The 15754-nt window shown below is 71.8% G+C and carries 12 protein-coding genes; 7 read left to right on the top strand and 5 right to left on the bottom strand.

Going from position 1 to position 15754, the window contains the following annotated elements; translation table 11 throughout:
• Window positions 1-14 precede the first annotated feature (14 nt).
• The gene (gene aceE, locus ACIBHX_RS00965; protein ID WP_397062950.1) at window positions 15-2450 is read left to right on the top strand and encodes a pyruvate dehydrogenase (acetyl-transferring), homodimeric type; all 2436 of its coding nucleotides are present in this window, start codon (window positions 15-17) and stop codon (window positions 2448-2450) included.
• 41 nt (window positions 2451-2491) lie between these two features.
• On the top strand, window positions 2492-3568 hold the full coding sequence (locus ACIBHX_RS00970; protein ID WP_397062951.1) for a PrsW family intramembrane metalloprotease: 1077 nt from the start codon (window positions 2492-2494) through the stop codon (window positions 3566-3568).
• Here ACIBHX_RS00970 and ACIBHX_RS00975 read toward each other — a convergent pair.
• Window positions 3543-4853 carry an MFS transporter gene (locus tag ACIBHX_RS00975; protein WP_397062952.1) on the bottom strand — a complete coding sequence of 437 codons (1311 nt, stop codon included), beginning with the start codon at window positions 4851-4853 and terminating at the stop codon, window positions 3543-3545. The genes ACIBHX_RS00970 and ACIBHX_RS00975 overlap by 26 nt on opposite strands.
• 94 nt (window positions 4854-4947) lie before the next feature.
• Here ACIBHX_RS00975 and ACIBHX_RS00980 point away from each other — a divergent pair, with 94 nt between their 5' ends.
• From ACIBHX_RS00980 to ACIBHX_RS00990, 3 genes are all read left to right on the top strand, one after another.
• On the top strand, window positions 4948-5466 hold the full coding sequence (locus ACIBHX_RS00980; RefSeq protein WP_397062953.1) for a winged helix-turn-helix transcriptional regulator: 519 nt from the start codon (window positions 4948-4950) through the stop codon (window positions 5464-5466).
• A gap of 61 nt (window positions 5467-5527) precedes the next feature.
• Complete coding sequence (locus tag ACIBHX_RS00985) at window positions 5528-6157, top strand: pyridoxamine 5'-phosphate oxidase family protein (protein WP_397062955.1); 630 nt, start codon at window positions 5528-5530, stop codon at window positions 6155-6157.
• A 21-nt stretch (window positions 6158-6178) separates the two neighbouring features.
• Window positions 6179-6898: a hemerythrin domain-containing protein gene (locus ACIBHX_RS00990; protein ID WP_397062957.1), complete on the top strand. Its 720-nt coding sequence runs from the start codon at window positions 6179-6181 to the stop codon at window positions 6896-6898.
• On the opposite strand, the gene ACIBHX_RS00995 is transcribed toward ACIBHX_RS00990, so the two are convergent.
• The 3 genes from ACIBHX_RS00995 to ACIBHX_RS01005 all read right to left on the bottom strand — a co-directional run bounded on the left by ACIBHX_RS00995 (window position 6882) and on the right by ACIBHX_RS01005 (window position 8362).
• The gene (locus ACIBHX_RS00995; protein WP_397062958.1) at window positions 6882-7052 is read right to left on the bottom strand and encodes a hypothetical protein; all 171 of its coding nucleotides are present in this window, start codon (window positions 7050-7052) and stop codon (window positions 6882-6884) included. The genes ACIBHX_RS00990 and ACIBHX_RS00995 overlap by 17 nt on opposite strands.
• 333 nt (window positions 7053-7385) lie before the next feature.
• Complete coding sequence (locus ACIBHX_RS01000) at window positions 7386-7856, bottom strand: RICIN domain-containing protein (protein WP_397062960.1); 471 nt, start codon at window positions 7854-7856, stop codon at window positions 7386-7388.
• Window positions 7857-7918: 62 nt separating this feature from the next.
• Window positions 7919-8362 (bottom strand): carboxymuconolactone decarboxylase family protein, encoded by a 444-nt coding sequence (locus ACIBHX_RS01005; RefSeq protein ID WP_397062962.1) that lies wholly within the window; start codon window positions 8360-8362, stop codon window positions 7919-7921.
• A 94-nt stretch (window positions 8363-8456) separates the two neighbouring features.
• On the opposite strand from ACIBHX_RS01005, the gene ACIBHX_RS01010 reads away from it, so the two are divergent.
• Both ACIBHX_RS01010 and ACIBHX_RS01015 read left to right on the top strand, forming a co-directional pair.
• Window positions 8457-11963 carry a protein kinase gene (locus ACIBHX_RS01010; RefSeq protein ID WP_397062964.1) on the top strand — a complete coding sequence of 1169 codons (3507 nt, stop codon included), beginning with the start codon at window positions 8457-8459 and terminating at the stop codon, window positions 11961-11963.
• A gap of 17 nt (window positions 11964-11980) precedes the next feature.
• Window positions 11981-15301 carry a protein kinase gene (locus tag ACIBHX_RS01015; protein ID WP_397062966.1) on the top strand — a complete coding sequence of 1107 codons (3321 nt, stop codon included), beginning with the start codon at window positions 11981-11983 and terminating at the stop codon, window positions 15299-15301.
• Here ACIBHX_RS01015 and ACIBHX_RS01020 read toward each other — a convergent pair.
• Window positions 15298-15747: a hypothetical protein gene (locus tag ACIBHX_RS01020; RefSeq protein WP_397062968.1), complete on the bottom strand. Its 450-nt coding sequence runs from the start codon at window positions 15745-15747 to the stop codon at window positions 15298-15300. The genes ACIBHX_RS01015 and ACIBHX_RS01020 overlap by 4 nt on opposite strands.
• Window positions 15748-15754 lie beyond the last annotated feature (7 nt).

The following is a 15754-nucleotide window of genomic DNA, read 5'->3' on the forward strand; positions in this document are numbered from 1 at the left end:
GTTTAATAGATGGTATGAAGGAAGATCTGGACCCTCAGGAGACCGCGGAGTGGCTCGAGTCGCTCGAAGCGGTCCGGCGGGTGGCCGGCCCCGACCGGGTCGAGTACCTGCTGCGGAGGCTTGCCACGAGCACCCGCTACCTGAACACCGTGCCCACGGCCGAGGAGCCCGCCTACCCGGGTGACCTGGAGCTGGAGGAGCGGATCGCCGCCTACGACCGCTGGAACGCGGCGGCGATGGTGACCAGAGGCAGCAAGCTGGGGCTAGGTGGCCACATGGCCACCTACGCCTCGGCCGCCTGGCTCTACGAGGTGGGCTTCAACCACTTCTTCCACGGCGTTCACGACCAGGTGTACTTCCAGGGACACGCCTCGCCGGGCATCTACGCGCGGGCGTTCCTGGAAGGCCGGCTGAGCGAGCAGCGGCTCGACCTGTTCCGGCGTGAGACCGTCGGCGGTCTGTCGTCCTATCCTCATCCGCGGGCGATGCCGGACTTCTGGCAGTTCCCCACGGTGTCGATGGGCCTGGGGCCGCTGAACGCGGTCTACCAGGCGCGCTTCAACCGGTACCTACACAACCGCGGCATCAAGGACACCAGCGCCGGCCACGTCTGGGCCTTCCTCGGCGACGGCGAGATGGACGAGCCGGAGTCCACCGCCGCGCTCACGCTGGCCGCCCGCGAGGGGCTGGACAACCTCACCTATGTGATCAACTGCAACCTGCAGCGGCTCGACGGACCCGTGCGCTCCAACACGCGCATCGTCCAGGAGCTGGAGAGCGTCTTCCGCGGCGCGGGCTGGCACGTGGTCAAGGCGCTGTGGGGCGCCGAGTGGGACCCGCTGCTGGAGTCGGACGAGCTGGTGGCCCGGCTCGGTGAGGTGCCCGACGGGCAGTTCCAGACGTTCGCCGCCTCCGACGGCGCCTACATCAGGGAGCACCTGTTCCGCGGGATCCCCACGCACCTGTCCGACGAGGACCTGCGCCGGGTTGTGGGCGGTTCGCGTGCCGGGCACGAGCCCCGCAAGATGTACGCCGCCTATCGCAGGGCGCTGGAGAACAAGGGCGCACCCACTGTGATCCTCGTCCAGACCGTGAAGGGATGGACGCTGGGCGCCGGTGTCGAGGCGCGCAACGCCAACCACCAGATGAAGAAGCTGACCGCGGACGAGTTCCGCGTCATGGGCGAGCGCCTCGGCCTAGATGTCCCGAAATTTCAGGACTACCCGCCGTTCCTGCACCCGGGGCAGGACTCGCCCGAGGCCCGCTACCTGGCCGAGCGCAGGGCCGAGCTCGGAGGTCCCATCCCGGCCAGGAAGAGCGTGCACACCGCGCTCCCGCTGCCTGGCGACAAGCCCTTCCAGGCGCTGGCCAAGGGATCCAAGCAGCCGGTCGCCACCACCATGGCCTTCGTCCGGCTGGTCAAGGACCTGATGAAGGAGCCGGAGACCGGGCGGCGCTGGGTGCCGATCGTCCCCGACGAGGCGCGCACGTTCGGCATGGAGTCGCTCTTTCCGACCGCGAAGATCTACTCGCCGCTCGGGCAGCGCTACGAGGCGGTCGACAGGGAACTGCTGCTGGCCTACAAGGAGGCCACCGACGGCCAGATCCTCATCGAGGGGATCACCGAGGCGGGCTCGATGGCCAGTTTCACCGCCGCCGCCACCAGCTACGCCACGCACGGCGAGCCGATGATCCCGTTCTACATCTTCTACTCGATGTTCGGCTGGCAGCGTACGGGCGACCAGATGTGGGCGCTGGCCGACCAGCTCGGACGCGGGTTCCTCATCGGCGCGACGGCCGGCCGTACCACCATGACGGGGGAGGGGCTGCAGCACGGCGACGGACACTCGCACCTGATCGCCTCGACCAACCCCGCCGCGCTGGCCTACGACCCGGCCTTCGCCTACGAGGTCGGCGTGATCGTCCGCGAGGGCCTCAGGCGGATGTACGGCCAGCGGCCCGAGAACGTCTTCTACTACCTGACGCTCTACAACGAGCCGATGCCCCAGCCCGAGATGCCGCCCGGCGTCGAGGAGGGCATCGTCAAGGGCATCTACCGCTACTCCGCCGGCGGCGGGCAGGCGCACATCCTGGCCAGCGGCACCGCCGTCCACTGGGCGCTGGAGGCGCAGCGGCTGCTCAGGGACGAGTACGGCGTGGGCGTCGACGTCTGGTCGGTCACCTCGTGGAGCGAGCTGCGGCGCGAGGCCATGGCCACGGACGGCGTGCCGTACATCGCGCAGGCTCTGGCGGGCACGCAGGGCCCGGTGATCGCGGTCAGTGACTGGATGCGGGCGGTGCCCGACCAGATCAGCCCGTGGGTCGACCGGCCGTGGACCTCGCTCGGCACCGACGGCTTCGGCCTGTCGGACACGCGCGAGGCCGTGCGCGAGCACTTCGGCGTCGACCCGAGGTCGATCGCGGCCGCGGTGATCAAGGCCGTCAAGTAGCTATCAAGCGCGCGTAGATGGGCGCGGGGGAGAGTCGCCTCATGACTCTCCCCTACCGTCCGAGCAAGGCGCTGGTGATCGGGCTGTGCGTCTCCAGCGCGCTGGCCGTGATCGTGCTGGTGCTTTTGCTGCTGAGCGGAGGGCCCGTCGGCTTCGCCGTGTCGGCGCTGCTCGCGGTGGCGCCGCTGCCCGTGCTGCTGGCGGCGGTGCTCTCGCTCGACCGGCTCGAGCCCGAGCCCAAGCTGAACCTGGCCTTCTCCTTCGCCTGGGGGGCCGGCGTGGCGATCGTGCTCGGCGTCGTGCTGACGCTGGCAGGCCAGGCCCTGTTCGCCAGGGCCGGGCTCGGCGAGCAGGCCGTGGACGACGCCGGCACCGTGTTCCTGGCGCCGGTGATCGAGGAGGCGCTCAAGGGGTCGGCGCTGTTGCTGCTGCTGTTCCGGCGCCGCGAGATCGACGGGCTGACCGACGGCATCGTGTACGCGGCGCTGGCCGGGCTCGGGTTCGCCGCGGTGGAGAACGTCGGCTACTACCTGGGCGCCTTCGGCGAGGACGGCGTCGGCGGCGCGGTCGGCCTGTTCGTGCTCAGGGGGCTGATCGATCCCCTCGGCCACTCCATCTACACCTCGATGACCGGGATCGGCGTGGCCTACGCGCTCACCCGGCGAGGTCCGTTCAGGTTCGCCGCCGTGCCGCTCGGCTACCTCGGGGCAGTGATCCTCCACGCGCTCTGGAACGGCGCGGCCACGACGCAGTCGCTGCCGGTGCTCGGCGGCGCCTATCTGGTGATCATGGCGGTGCTGGCCGGCCTGGTCGTGGTCACGGTCGCCGAACGCCGCCGGCTGCTCGGCAAGGTGGCCGCCTACCTGCCCGGCTACCAGCCGACCGGGCTCGTCACGCCGCAGGACGTGGCCATGCTCGGCACGCCGGCGGGCCGCAGGCAGGCCCTTCGGTGGGCCAGGGGAGCCGGGCTCGGCAAGGCCATGGGCGACTACCAGCAGGCCGCCACCGAACTCACTCTGCTCCACCTGCGCGCCGAGCGGGAAGGCGCCGACCCGCGCCGCTTCGCCGCCGACCGTGACGCCCTGCTGTACGTCATGGCCGGTGCGCGACGCTGGTAGCCCGCGTGCTTCCCAGGGCGACCAGCGCGGTCAGCCCGGTCAGCGCGATGCACGCCACGACCGCCACCGTGGCGCCCGCCCGCACGCCGAACCCGCCCACCGCCAGCGCGACCCCGGCCGCGCCCAGCGACGAGCCGATGTAGCGGGCGGTGTTGTTGGCCCCCGACCCCATGCTGACGCGGTGCGCGGGGACGCTCTCGATGGCCAGGTGCGTGATCGAGGAGTTGATCAGCCCCGACCCGATGCCGCTGACCACCAGCCCGGCCAGGACCACCGGCAGCGACAGCGAGGAGGCCACCCCGATCAGCCCGCAGAACCCCAGCGCGGTCAGCACCATCCCGGAGGCCAGCCGCCCGCCCGCCGGCAGCGGCACGTACCTGGCCAGCAGCGAGGCCACGAACGACATCCCCGACCAGGCGAAGAACAGCAGCGCGGTCGCCATCGGCGTCATCCCGTAGGCCATCTGCAGCACCGAGGGCAGGTAGCTGAGCAACCCGACGATCGCCGCGCCCACGACCAGCGCCCCGCCGGTCGACACCAGGAACAGCGGGCGCCTGAACAGCTCCAGGTCGACCAGTGGCTCCCCGCGCCGCCGCTCCACCAGCACGAACGCCGCGATCAGCACCACCGCCACCAGCAGCGCGATCTCCACCACCGGGCGCGACCAGCCGAGCCGCCCCTCGGTCACGCCCGCCAGCAGCGCGGCCACGCCCAGCGTGAGCAGCACGACCCCGGGCACGTCGAACCGGCGCGGCTCGGCGGCGCGCGACTCCTCCAGCGTCCGCGCCGACACCGCCGCGAGCACCACCGCGGCCGCCGCCATCAGCCAGTACACCGACCGCCAGCTCGTCACCGTGGCCAGCAAGCCCGACACCAGCGGACCCACCGCGGTGCCCAGCCCGATCATCGCCCCGTACCGGCCGGTGGCCCGCACCCGTTCGGAGCCCGACGGGTAGGCGTGGCCCACGATGCCCAGGCTCGCCGCCAGCATCGCCGCGCTGGCCCCGCCCTGGACCAGCCGGGCGGCCACGAACAGCGGCACCGCCGTACTCACCGCCGCGACGACACCGGCCACGGCGAGCACCGCCGTGCCCACCAGCAGCACCCGCCGGCGCCCGTAGTCGTCGGCCAGCCCGCCCGACACCAGCAGCAATGACGACAGGCCCAGCGCGATCGAGCCCAGGATCCACACCGGCCCCGTCGGGCCCGCGCCCAGGTCGTGCGCGGTCTGCGGCAGCGTGACCATCGGCACCGTGTAGTTCGTCAGCACCAGCAGCGGTGCCATCGAGGCGACCGTCAGCGTCCTAGTCGGTTCAGTGATTGAACTCTTCATGCGCCGCAACGCTAGCATGGTTCAATGAATGAACTAAAGTGGGGTCATGGCGCTCGGGAAGAACTACGAAGGCCAGGACTGCTCGCTGGCCAAGGCCCTGGAAGTGATCGGCGAGCGGTGGACGCTGCTGGTGCTGCGCGACGCGATGTACGGCGTGCGGCGCTACGGCGACTTCCTGGCCCACCTCGACCTGCCCAGGGCCGTCCTGTCGCAGCGCCTGGCGACGCTGGTCGAGTCCGGGATCCTGGAGCGGCGGCGCTACCAGGACAACCCGCCGCGCGAGGAGTACGTGCCCACGCCGATGGGCAGGGAGCTGTGGGTGCCGCTGCTGGGGCTGTCGCAGTGGGGTGAGCGGCATCTCACCGGCTCGGGGCCGCGGCGGATGTTCTTCCACCACGCCTGCGGGACCCGGCTGGACGCGGTGTCGTTCTGCGAGCGCTGCGCCGTACGCGTCCCCGTACAGGACGTGGAAGTGCGTCCCGGCCCGGGCTTGGAGCGCACCCGTCAGGACCGGGTCAGCCTGGCCCTCCAGGAACCCCACCGCATGCTGGCCCCCATCTCCTGACCCTGCGCTGCCTTTGTGTTTTATCTCCTGACAAAATGGGTTTGACGCGAAGGGAGATCGCATGAGCTGGGTGGAGATCGAGTCCGAGGCGGAACTGCGCGACCTGCTGGGCGAGGTGATGCCCAGGGCCGTGACCAAGGAGCGGCAGCGTCTGCACCCGCGTGACCGGGAATGGCTGGCCGCCTCCCCGTTCTGCCTGATCGCCACGTCAGACGACGAGGGCAACTGCGACGTCTCACCCAAGGGCGACCCGGCCGGCTTCACCCATGTCATCGATGACACCACGATCGCCATCCCCGAGCGCCCGGGCAACCGCCGCGCCGACGGCTTCCACAACGTGCTGAAGAACCCGCACGCCGGTCTCATCTTCCTCATTCCCGGACGCCGCGAGACCCTGCGCATCAACGGCCGCGCCCGCCTGGTCCGCGAGGCGCCGTTCTTCGACGAGATGATCGTCAAGGGCCACCGCCCCGACCTGGCGCTCGTCCTGGAGATCGACACGATCTTCTTCCACTGCGCCAAGGCCTTCATGCGCTCCCACCTGTGGGAGCCGGAGAACTGGGAGCCTGACGCACTGCCCTCGCACGCCAAGCTCGTCAAGGAGATCCAGACGACATCGGAGTCGCTGGAGGAGCTACAGGCCTACTATGCAGACGCTTCCTATGCCAAGAAGCTCTACGCCCGCTCCTGACCAGTCTGGAGAACTGCCGCTTTGTGGGGACCTGTACCCTCTGCGCCCGACGGCTGGTCGATCGGCGGCTGGCCGCTGCGGCGCAGGAAGAAGGCGGGGGCGGAATACTTCAAGATCGACTTCACGGTGATGCACGCGACGCACGACGCGCTGCGCCGAGACCTCGAGCACATCGCGACCATCACCGCGCGTCTGTCGGATGATCCGTGCCGGGTGCTCGGCACGGCCGCCGGGTGGGAGATGTTCAAGGCCCACCTGCGCGCCCACAACGTCGCCGAGGACCGGCTGCTGTGGCCGCTGATGCGGCGGGCGCTGGCCGGCCGTCCCGACGAGCTGGCGTTGCTGGAGGAGATGGAGGCCGAGCACGCCACCGTCGATCCGCTGCTGTACGCGATCGACGCGGTGCTCGCCGACCGCGAGGGCGGTCTGGAACGGCTCGCGGGGCTGACGGACGCCCTGTTCACCGGGCTGAGCGAGCACCTGGGGCGCGAGGAGTCGGAGGCGCTCGCGCTGATCGACGCCACGCTGACCCAGGAGGAGTACGCGCCCTTCGACGAGGCTCACCGGCAGGCTCCCGCCCGCTCCGTCCCGTGGCTGCTGGACGGCGCGGGCAAGCAGACGTCCGCCCGCATCCTGGCCGCACTCCCCGAGCAGGTACGGCGGGCCTACGCGGAGGAGTGGCGTGACGCCTACGCCCGGCTGGACCGCTGGAGCGGGGGGTCGGTCAGGCGGCTGGAGTAGGGCCGCCGGGGAAGCGGATCACGTTGCGACCGCTGTAGGCGCGCAGGTCGACGACCTTGGGGTCGGCGGCGACGGGCCTGCGGTGGCTCACCCCGCGGATGTCGCGCACCTTGTGCCTGGCGATGTGTGGCGGCACCACCACAAGCCTCTTCATACAGCGGGTCCCCCGGCGTGATGTTTCTGTTACCTATGTTGTCTACAGATACTGCCGTAAGGTCGCTGTAAATCGCGTATTTCAGTACGGAAGTCGCCGTCCCGAGGGAGAGCGCAGGTCCAGATCCGTGCTCTGGTCCGGGCGCCGCTTGACCGGCGGCTTGGTGATTCTGATGCGCTTCATGATCTCTGCCCCCTCTCGGTGGTCGCCTTCACTGTGCGTCCGGCCGCTTGACGGCGGCTTGGCGGGCAGTTGCAGTGGGCTGCCCGCCGTTTGCGACAACCTAACCGGGCTTGACCGGCGAGCTCAACGCATTTCTACGGGTTCGCGTTGTTACTGCATCATCCAGGCCTGCTCCGCCGTGGTCTTGCACGGCCACTGGATGGCGTACTTGCCGGGCTTGGCCTCGCCCCGCCCGATGGCCAGGCACTGGCCGGTCGCCCTGTTCTGGAAGCGCTGCAGGTCGTCGTAGACCCACTCCTGCTCGAGCCCGCCGTCGGTGCACGGCCACTGGATGGCGGGCTTGGCCTTCTGCGTGGAGCCGTGGGCGATGGCCAGGCACATCCCGGTCTTGGCGTTCACCAGGCGGTGGTCGCGGTAGACCCAGGCCTGGTCCTTCAGTCCGTTGCAGTTCCACTGGATGACGCGCTTGCCGGCGCGGACCTCGCTCTTGCCGACGGCCAGGCACAGGCCGGTGGCGCCGTTGACCAGGCGCGTGCGGGAGGCGGCCGAGGCGGGGAGGGCCGTCGCGGACAGGACCGCGACGGCCGCCGCCGTCACAGTGAGGAGCTTGATGGGAGACACGTTCTGCCCTTCGTCGGGGGTGATTGATCACTCAGACGCGCGTGTCTCCCGATTTGTTGCGCTCAGCTTCCCGGAGTCAGCCGCGTGGTCACGCCGATCCGGTTCCACGCGTTGATCATCGCCACGGCCACGACCAGCGCGGCGAGCTGCGGCTCGTCGTAGTGCTCGGCGGCCTCCTGCCACACCTCGTCGGGCACGGCCACGCGGTCGGCCAGGCGGGTGGCCTCCTCGGTCAGCGCGAGCGCGGCCCGCTCGGCCGGGGTGAACAGCGGCGACTCGCGCCACACAGCGGTGTGCCAGAGGCGCTCGTCGCTCTCACCGGCCTTCTTCGCGTCACGGTTGTGCATGTCGACGCAGAAGGCGCAGCCGTTGATCTGGCTGGCCCGCAGCTTGATCAGCTCGATCGTGCTGTGCGGCAGCGAGCTGCCCGCCAGGTACTCCTCGACGGCGATGAACGCCTTGTAGGCCTCCGGGGCGAACTGGGGCAGGCTGATCCGCTGGGTCATCTGAAACCTCCAAGAAAAGATGGGACGCCAGCAGGACGGGACAGCCTCCCGGTTTGTGACAACTTTTCTGACAGCAATGGACATCTAACCCGGCGTGGAGCCGTTGATCGCGGGAGACCCGCAAGGTATCGGGGACTACTTGCTGTCCGGGCGCTTGGGCTCGGGCGGCCAGGGCGTCGTGTACGAGGCCTACGGGCCCGACGGAGAGCGGGTCGCGGTCAAGGTGCTGCACGCGGCCGACAACGGCCACAGCCGTGAGCGCTTCGCCAAGGAGGCCATGGCGGCCGGGCGGGTCGCCTCGTTCTGCACGGCCCGGGTGCTGGCCGCCGACCTGGAGGGGCGCAAGCCGTACATCGTCAGCGAGTACGTGGCGGGGCCGAGCCTGCGCAAGGCGGTCACCGAGGGGCGCCGTTTCACCGGCGACGACCTGCACCGCCTGGCGGCCGCGATGGCGACCGCGCTGACGGCCATCCACGACGCCGGGGTCATCCACCGCGACCTCAAGCCCGACAACGTGCTGCTCGGCCCTGACGGGCCGCGGGTGATCGACTTCGGGATCGCGCGGACCCTGGACATGTCGCTGACCAGAACCGGCGAGGTGTCGGGCACGCCCAGCTACATGGCGCCCGAGGTGTTCACCGGGCAGCGGGCGGGCGCGCCGGCCGACGTGTTCGCCTGGGGCGCGGTGCTGCTGTTCGCCGCCACGGGCCGCGACCCGTTCAACGCCGACAACCTGGGCGGGATCATGCACCAGGTGCTGTCGGCCCAGCCGGACCTGCGCGGGCTGCCGCCCTTGCTGGCCTCGCTCGTCGGCGCGGCCATGGAGAAGGACCCCGCTGTCAGGCCCGCCGCCCGTGACCTGCTGCTCGCGCTGGTCAGCGGCAACGGCGCCGACACCCGCGGGCTGCTGGACGCCGGCATTCGCACCGCGCGCGGCGTGCACGTGCCTGACAGGCCCGATCCCGCGCTCGGCACGATCGCCGAGGACGCCTACGGCGCGCTGCCCCCCGAGGAGCGCGACCTGGCGGCCGAGGTGTTCCTGCGCCTGGTGTCCGTCGGGGAGGACGGTCACGAGACCGGCCGGTGGGCCACGCGTGACGAGCTGTTGGGCGGTCGGCCCGAGCGCGAGGCCGAGGCGATCGAGCGCATCCTGCGCGCCTTCTCCTACGTGGTGACCACCAGGGACGAGGCGGTGGCCTTGTCGCGGCCCGCCCTGCTGCGTGCCTGGCCGCGGCTGCGGATGTGGGTGGACGCCGACCGCGACGGCTTGGCCGTACTGGGGCAGATCTCCGCGGCGGCGCGGCACTGGGCCGACCACGGGCACAAGGACGGCGACCTGCTGCAGGGCAGCCGCCTGGAGGAGGCGCTGAGCTGGGCCGCCACCGGCCGGCGGAACGTGACGCTGACGCCCAGGGAGCGCGACTTCCTGCAGGCCGGCACCGGGCTGACCAGGCGGCGCACCCGCCGCAGGACGCTGGCGACGGTCGGGCTGGCCGGCCTGCTCGTGGTGGCCCTGGCCGCCGGGGGCGTCGCCGTCTACCAGGGCAGGCAGGCCGCCGCGCAGCGCGACGTGCTGGCCGCCAAGCAGGTGGCGGGCGAGGCCGACCGGATGCGGACCTCCGACCCGGCCACCGCGATGCTGCTGAGCGTGGCTGCCTGGCAGGTGTCGCCGCAGAGCGAGGCCCGTTCCGCGCTGACGGCCTCCGCGCAGCAGCAGGAGACGGCCGTCTTCCACGACCCGTCCGCCAAAGGCGGCGCGCAGCGGGCGCTCAGCCGCGACGGCCGCACCATGGTCAGCGTCAGCGACCGCGGCGTCAGCGACGGCGGTGTCGACGTCAACGTCTACGACGTCCGCACGGGCAGGCGCACCGGCGGCTGGCAGGGCCTGCGGCTGAAGGGCACCCTGTCGGCTCCGCCGCGCCTGAGTCGCACGGGCCGCTACCTCGCCCAGAGCACCACCGATGAGCTGCGCGTCTGGGACATGAAGACAGGCAAACAGCTGATACGGAAGGACCTTCCGGAGGCCAGCTTCCCTCTCCTCCCGACCTGGGGTGAGCGCGAAGGAATGCTGACCATCAGCTTCGACACCGAGGACCTCTACCGCGTCATCGACGTCGAATCCGGCAAGCAGGTCACCTTCCCGGAAGGCGGACCCGTCAAGTACCAATTCCACGACCCGATCGTCGACCCCACCGGCAGGTACTTGGTCGTCCCCGGAGAGAAGCTGCGCGAGCTGGCGCTGCCGGGCCTCACCGAGGAGCAGCGGCTGAAGGGCTGCCACAAGTATCCGGAGGCCGTGGCCTTCAGCTCCGACGGCAGGACGCTCGCCTGCGGTTCCGACCTGATCAAACTCGTCGACGCGGGCACGGGACGGCTACTCGACCCCGAGGGCGACGGCATCGACTGCGGCTTCTGCAACAGCGGTGCTGTACTGCGCTTCAGCGGCGACGGCCGCCACCTGCTCGGGTTCTCCCGCCGCGACCTGGCCGTGTGGGACGTGGCCAAAAAGCGCGAGCTGCTCGTCTACCGGGCCGAGGGCGACCTGACCGACGTGGCCTTCGACCCGGACGGCAGTACGGTGCGCTACCTGATGGACGACGCCGTGGTGAGCGTCGACTTCGGATCGCAGACCGAGCAGGTGCGTGTGAATCCCGGCCAGACGCTGCTCAGCCCGAACGCCAGGGTCGCGGTGCTGATCCCGAACGAGGGCAGGCCCCGGGTCTGGGACGTGCGTACCCGCAAGGTCCTGGGCACGCTGCCGCTGAAGGGCGACCCGCCGACCGCGGAGTCTATCGACGAGTCCGGTACACGCATGGTCACCGTGGACGAGAAGGTGCGGATGTGGGATCTGGCCTCCCGCAGGCTGCTGTGGACGGTGCCGGTGCCCGAGAAGGACGGCAGCGCGGCCGAGGTCTACTTCACCCCCGACGGCAAGACCATCGCGATGACCCTGCACCAGGGCGAGATACCGCTCTTCCACACCTATGTCATGGCCGCGACGGACGGGCGCGTCCTGCACCAGTACGCCACCCGGACGGAGATGGGGCCGATCATGCCCGACGGCCGCACCTATGCCTCCATCAACGGCCGCCTGGCGGATCTGGCCACGGGCAAGCAGGTCGGCAGCGACTTCGGCGTCGGCGGTGCGCTGGCGCTGAGCGCCCGCCGGGGATTGATGGCCACCGGGCTCGACACCTACGGCCGGCTGGGCCTGTGGGACCTGCGCGGGCCCAAGCGGCTGAGCCCCGCCCTGCCGAAGGCCGCCGGCCAGGTGCAGTACGCGGCCTTCTCTCCCAGCGGCGACCTGCTGGCCACGCTCACCGACTCCGGGCTGCTGCAGGTGTGGGACGTCGACGGCCGCAGGCGCCTCGGCGGCTCCTACAACCTGCACACCATCAACCCCGACCCGATCACCTTCAGCCAGGACGGCGCCACGCTCTACGCCCCCGCCGAGGGAGTCGTGCACGAGGTGGCCGTCGACCCCGCCCGCCTGGTGCGGCGGGTGTGCGCCCGCGCCGGGCACACGCTCGACCGGGCGACCTGGGACCGGTACCTCCCCGGCATCGCCTACGTCGACGTCTGCCCAACCAAACAGGGGTGACGGGAGTCCAACCCAGCATGGGGAGCGCGCTGATCGACGGGGATCCGACCAGGCTGGGCGGCTACTGGCTGTCCGGGCGGATCGGGACGGGCGGCCAGGGCGTCGTCTACGAGGGCTACGACCCCGAGGGCACCCGGGTGGCGATCAAGGTGTTGCGCGGCGACCCCGGCACCCAGCCCGAGCTGCGCGGCCGGATGGCCAAGGAGGCGGTGGCCGCGCAGCGGGTGGCCGACTTCTGCACTGCCCGCGTGCTCGGCGCCGACCTCGAAGGACCGCGGCCCTACATCGTCAGCGAGTACGTCGAGGGCCCCAGTCTGCGCGCGGCCGGGCGCCTGTTCGCGGGCGGCGACCTGCACCGCCTGGCCACCGCGATCGCCACCGCGCTGACCGCCATCCACGACGCGGGCGTCGTCCACCGCGACCTCAAGCCGGACAACGTGCTGCTCGGCCCCGACGGCCCACGCGTCATCGACTTCGGCGTGGCCAGGACCCTGGAGATGTCGCTCACCTCGACCGGCATGGTCGCCGGCACGCCCAGTTACACCGCGCCCGAGGTGTTCTCCGGCGAGCGCGCCGGCGCCCCGGCCGACGTGTTCGCCTGGGGCGCGGTCACCCTGTTCGCCGCCACCGGCAAGGACCCCTTCACCGCCGAGGCGCTCGGCGCCGTCATGCACCGGGTGCTGTCGCACCAGCCCGACCTGAGCGTGCTGCCCGAGCCGGTGCGCCGCCTGGCGGGCGCCGCCCTGGCCAAGGACCCCGCCGAGCGGCCGACCGCGCGCGAGCTGCTGCTCGCGCTGATCAGCGGCGACGGCAGGCTCGACACGGCGCGGCTGCTCGCCCAGGGCGCCGGCGACTCCGGGCAGGTCGGCACCCCCGGCCGCGACCCGGCGCTGGGCGTGATCGCCGAGGACGCCTACGCCGCGCTCGGCCCGGCCGCCCGCGAGCTGGTGCCCGAGGTGTTCCTGCGCCTGGTCACGGTGACGGGCGAGGGCGAGCTGACCCTGCGCGAGGCCGACAGGTCCGAGCTGCCCGCGGGCGCCGACGAGGTGCTGGGCGCCTTCTCCTACGTGGTCACCGGCGATGATCGGGTACGGCTGGCGCGGCCCGCCCTGCCGATGGCCTGGCCGCGGCTGCGGGCCTGGATCGAGGCCAACCGCGACGGGCTGGCCGTGCACAGGGAGATCTGGGCGGCGGCCGGGCGCTGGCAGGGGCACGGGTGCAAGGACGCCGACCTGTTCCAGGGCAGCACGCTGGACGACGCGCTGCGCTGGGCGGCCACCGAACGGCGCAACATCACGCTCACCCCGGCCGAGCGCGACTTCCTGGAGGCGGGCGCGGCCCTCACTCGCCGCCGCGGCCGCAGGACCCGCCTGGTCTCGCTCGCCCTGGCGGGCCTGCTGGCGCTGGCCCTGGTCGCGGGCGCGCTCGCCGTACGGCAGGGCGTCCAGTTGTCGGGGCAGCGCGACGAGGCGGACTCGGCGCGGCTGGCCGGGCTGGCCGGGACGCTACGTGGCCGGGACCCGGTGGTGGCGGCGCTGCTCAGCGTGGCGGCCGGGCGGCTCGCGCCCACGGACGAGGCGCGGGCGGCGCTGGTCGACTCCGTGGCAGGCCGGGTGAGCGGCGCCTTCCACGACCCGGCCACCGGACCCGACGTGGTGCGGGCGCTCAGCTCCGACGGCCGCTCGCTGGTGAGCGTCAGCCCGGGCGAGGTACGCGTGTGGGACCTGACCACGGGCAGGCGCGCGGGCGGCTTCGCCGGGCTCGGGCTGGAGGGCAGGACGCTGCGCCTGGCGGCCTCCGACGGCAGGCTGGTGGCCGTGGCCGACGACCGCGGAGTCGGCGTGTGGGACCTGGCCACCGGGCGCCGGGCGGCCGCGCCGATGATCGAGGCCGACGCGAACATCGACCTGGAGATCCACTTCGACCAGGGCTACCTGGTCATGATGCTGGGCGGCGCGACGAGCGTGTACGACACGCGTACCTGGCGCAAGACCGACCTGCCCGGCACCGGCGTCGCCGTCCACCCGGGCGGCGACTACGCCGTCGGCAGCTTCACCGGCGGGTTGCGGCGCTGGGCGCTGCCCTCGGGCAGGCAGGGGAAGGGCTATGGCGGCCACCGGCCCGCCGTCGCGTTCAGTCCCGACGGCAAGCTGCTCGCCAGACCCGACGGCGACACCCTGTCGATCATGGACGCGGCCACCCGCAAGGAGACCGGCTTCGTGCCGGGGTGGGAGCGCGACGCCAGGCCGCTGTTCGCCGGCAACGGCCTGCTGGTCTCGCTCGGCAAGAACGTCGAGCTCTATCGGGTGATCGAGCCCGACAAGACGCTGACCAGCTTCCCCCTGGGCGTGCAGGTCTCCGGCGCGGCCGCGATCCCCGGCGGGCTGCGCCTGCTGGCCGACGACACCGCGCTCACCGTCCCCTTCGGCGACACCACGACACGCGAGATCTACGACGAGGTACGGCTCAGCCGCGACGGCAGCCTGCTGGCCGCTCACGAACCGGACTCGCCGAAGATCGGCCTCGGCGGCCGGACCTTCGAGGCCGCGCCGCTGTCCGCCTACGACATCACGATGACCTTCAGCCCGGACGACCGCTACCTGGCGATCAAACGGCCGGACGACGTCGTCGTCTGGGACACCGCCACACTCAAGCAGGTGGCCGAGCTGCCCGCGGCCGACAGGGTGCTCTTCGCGCCCGGTGGCCTATGGGCCGAGACCGGCAAGGACCTCAGCCTGTGGCGCGTGCCCGGCGGCGGCCGCGTCAAGCGCCTCGCCAAGCCGCGCCTGCTCGCCTGGACGATCGGCGCGCAGGGCCGCCCCGTCGGGCTGGAGGACACCCGCTTCCGCCTCGTCGACCTGGAATCCGGGCGCGAGCTCGGCCCCCGGCTAGGCTTCCCCGTCGGCGTGGACGACCTGTGGTTCAGCGACGACGCCGGGCTGCTCGCCGCCCAGGCGGGCGAGAAGGTCAGCCTGTGGGACACCCGCACGGGCCGGCAGGTCGGCAGGCAGCTCCCCGTCGGCGAGCCGGCCTGGGGAGCGGCCTTCTCCGCGGACGGCGCGCTGTTCGCCTTCATCGGGCAGGACGCCTCGCTGTCGCTGTGGAACGTCGCCGACGGCGAGCCCGTCGGGGCGCCGCTGTCACTGCCCGGCTCGGCCAGGTCGGTGGCCTTCACCTCCGACTCGGTGCTGGCCATCGGACGCTCCGGCGTCACGACCAGGTTGCCCGTGGCGGCCGGTCCGCTGATGAGCGCGGTGTGCCGGCGGTCCGGCCGGTCGCTGACCGAGGCGGAATGGCGGCAGTACCTGCCGGGGCGGGACTACCAGCGGATCTGCTAGCCCTGGCAGTTGCCCCAGGAGCTGCGGCCGCCCCAGGCCTCCTCGCGGCCGTCGGGGGTGCGCATCCAGCCGGAGTACTTCACGCACTTCCAGGCTCCGCGCAGGTGGCCGGTCTCGGCGTAGAAGCGGTAGTTCCGCACGTCCTCCGACCGCGCGCCGCCGCGGACCTCCAGGCTGGCGCCGACGATCGTGCGCTCGCCGACGAACTCGGTCTTCACCGCCGCCACGCAGTTCTCGCCGGTGCGGTTGCTGTACATCAGGTAGACGTGGCCGAAGACGTCGCCGTCGTGGGTACGGATCGCCCGGTGCCCGTCCTTGACCCGGTGGAACCCCGGCCCGCAGATCCGCTCCGGGCTGTAGGGCGCAGAGGCGGCCTGGGCGGGGACGGCGGCGAATCCGGTGGTGACGAGCAAGCTGGCGGCCGCGATGACCGTTCGCGTGAGCACGGGCTTC

This window comes from Nonomuraea sp. NPDC050536, assembly GCF_044457685.1.
In the GTDB taxonomy this organism is placed as follows: domain Bacteria; phylum Actinomycetota; class Actinomycetes; order Streptosporangiales; family Streptosporangiaceae; genus Nonomuraea.

Coding starts and splice junctions, on each gene's coding strand:
- aceE (WP_397062950.1), top strand. CDS start 15: ATGAAGGAAGATCTGGACCCTCAGGAGACCGCGGAGTGGCTCGAGTCG.
- ACIBHX_RS00975 (WP_397062952.1), bottom strand. CDS start 4,853: ATGGCACCGCTGCTGGTGCTGACGAACTACACGGTGCCGATGGTCACG.
- ACIBHX_RS00995 (WP_397062958.1), bottom strand. CDS start 7,052: ATGAAGAGGCTTGTGGTGGTGCCGCCACACATCGCCAGGCACAAGGTG.
- ACIBHX_RS00980 (WP_397062953.1), top strand. CDS start 4,948: ATGGCGCTCGGGAAGAACTACGAAGGCCAGGACTGCTCGCTGGCCAAG.
- ACIBHX_RS00970 (WP_397062951.1), top strand. CDS start 2,492: ATGACTCTCCCCTACCGTCCGAGCAAGGCGCTGGTGATCGGGCTGTGC.
- ACIBHX_RS01005 (WP_397062962.1), bottom strand. CDS start 8,362: ATGACCCAGCGGATCAGCCTGCCCCAGTTCGCCCCGGAGGCCTACAAG.
- ACIBHX_RS01015 (WP_397062966.1), top strand. CDS start 11,981: ATGGGGAGCGCGCTGATCGACGGGGATCCGACCAGGCTGGGCGGCTAC.
- ACIBHX_RS00985 (WP_397062955.1), top strand. CDS start 5,528: ATGAGCTGGGTGGAGATCGAGTCCGAGGCGGAACTGCGCGACCTGCTG.